The organism is Synechococcus sp. OH2, from assembly GCF_047462155.1.
Taxonomy (GTDB): domain Bacteria; phylum Cyanobacteriota; class Cyanobacteriia; order Thermostichales; family Thermostichaceae; genus Thermostichus.
In genome coordinates this window covers 58,387-60,662 of sequence record NZ_JANSIR010000117.1, presented here as the reverse complement: position 1 = coordinate 60,662, position 2,276 = coordinate 58,387, and the positions used below count along the sequence as shown (strand labels likewise).

2 protein-coding genes are annotated in these 2,276 nt (G+C 65.4%); both read left to right on the top strand.

Annotation, left to right across the window (positions count from 1 at the left end; all coding sequences use genetic code 11):
• On the top strand, positions 1–1,329 hold a 1,329-nt coding region (locus NW835_RS12890; protein WP_414415495.1), incomplete at its 5' end, for a carboxypeptidase regulatory-like domain-containing protein.
• Positions 1,330–1,387: 58 nt separating this feature from the next.
• A partial coding sequence (locus NW835_RS12885; protein WP_414415494.1) for a carboxypeptidase-like regulatory domain-containing protein occupies positions 1,388–2,276 on the top strand: 889 nt, incomplete at its 3' end.

Genomic DNA, 2,276 nt, shown 5'->3' with positions numbered 1-2,276 from the left:
GAGGATCCCCTTAGCCTGCTGGTGGTCAACCCCGACAATGGCGAGCTGTTGGCCCGCTGGCGGGGCGGCAACACTCCAGAAGCGATGGCTCTGGATGCCCAACGGCAGCGCCTAGTGGTGCTCAACTCCGGCAGCCAGGATCTGACGGTGCTGGATCTGGGCCGCAGCGGCGAGGCTCTGCAGCGGATTGGCCTGGACTGGCGACCGACACGGCTGGCCCTTTCCGCCGATGGCCGCTGGGCCTACGTGACCTCCCGCAACAGTGACCGTCTGCAAATCGTAGATCTGGAGGCAGGACGATTGGCCGCCTCGCTGCGGCTGGAGGGGCAGCCAACGGGCTTGGTGAGGTTGGGGGAGCGGGAGCTGTGGGTAGTGGCGGCAGGGATCCCGGCTTTGCGGCGTCTGGTGGATGTGGATCTTCAAGCTCAAGTTGGCGAGGAGGGGACGGAGGAAGTTGCCTCCGCAGGCAACCGCGGCGTGGTGACGGGGCGGGTGCTGGACATTGCCGGCCAGCCTGTCCAGACCGGGGTTTTGCGCCTGGCTGCCACCGCCACGCAGCCCCCGCAGACGGTTCGCATCGCCGCCGACGGCACCTATGTATTGCCGGAGTTGCCGGCGGGGCTGTACCTGGTGGATGTGGAGGTGCCGGGGTTTCCGCCCACCAGCACCCAGGTGGAGGTGCGGGCCGGTTTTGTATCCACCCAAGATATTCGCCTGCCGCCGGGGGAGCCGGCCCGCCAGCCGGAGGGCATCGGCCTTTTGCCGGATGAGCCGGTTTACTCGGATGAGCTGGCCCGCCACCTCAGCCTGGCCCTGAAGGAGTTGCAGCCGCAGCGACCGGTACTGCTCTTGAAGGGGCCTTTGGGGCCGGATCCCCGCTTTGAGCCGCTTCTGGCTCTCGTCCAGGATCTGACGCTCTTGGATCGGGATGAGCGCTATACCGCCGACTTGGACAAGCTGAAGGCCATCGGCAATGCCCTGGGATTGCGCTACATCCTCTTGACCCACCTGCAAATCTCCCGCGATTACAACCGCCAGGGCAGCCCGCTGCTGAATACGGCCTTGCGCTTCCTAGCGCCGGCAATCCCTGTGGAGATCCCCAATTTCACCCCCAACCAGTTGCGCAGCCGCGGGGTAGTGGTGGTGGTGGACCTGCAGCGGGATCGGCCGGGGGATCAGGCTCGCTACTACGAGGCCTATGGGCAGGATGATGTGGGCGGGGAGCCCCTGTTTGAAGATGCGGCGGCGGGCCTGTTTCGGCTGCAGGTGCGCAACATGGTGCCGGTCTTTATCCAACAATGGCAGGCCAACAATCCCTTTGCTGGGTAAGGATCCCTGCAGCAGGATTTTGTCTCTCCAGAACCCACTGCGATTAGCAGATGTCGCCATGCCTCTTTTCTCCCTCACTGCGCTGCGGCGCAAGGTTAGCTTAGGCAGCCTAGGTCTCTGCGGCTGGCTGGCCCTGACTCCAGGAGCGCTGGCCCAGGCGCCGGTCACCCCCATTCCCCACTTCACACCGCTGTTTCCCCATCGAGACCAGGTGGGATCCCAGGCACGGCTGGTGGGGCAGGTAAGCAACAGCCTGGGGCAGCCGGTGGCCGGGGCGCAGGTGCAGTTGGAGGGCTTGGAGAACCCCCATCAGCCCATCCAAACGGACGAGCGGGGGGCGTTTGAGCTCGACCAGGCTCCTGCCGGACGTTGGATGTTGACCGTGTGGCACCCTGACTACGAAACCGTGCAACAGGAGATCCTGCTGCAGGGGGGCCTGACCACCCCTGTGGATGTGGTTTTGCAGGTGCCCATCCGGCCACAGCCCCGGCGTCGCCTCGGCATTTTGGGGGTGGGGGGGCTGGAACATACCCAGCTTTTGGGCCAGCGCCTAGCCATGGAGGCGGTGCGTCTGGGCCTGATCCCCAACAGCGAGAAGGTGGTACCTCTGGACAACCGCCGCCTGCAGCCCATTTTGCGCCAGGTGGGCTGGCCACTCTACGAGCTGTTCGAGTGGGATCGCCGCAAGCCAGAAGCGGTGAGTCAGTTTTTCGATTACCTGGGCCTGGAGGCCATTGTTATCGCCCGCGTCGATGTCCTCACCCGCCCGGCCTCGCCGACGGAGGTGAGTCTGCGCTCCCGCAGCCGCCTGGAGCTGTGGCGGTTTGACGAGCAGGGCAACCTCGTGGCGGAGGTTCTGGCGGAAGCCAGCCGCGACCAGGTGGAGCGGGGCAACCTCAACGCTGCCGAGCTGGCCCAGCTTTACCAGATCCAGGTCACCCAAATGG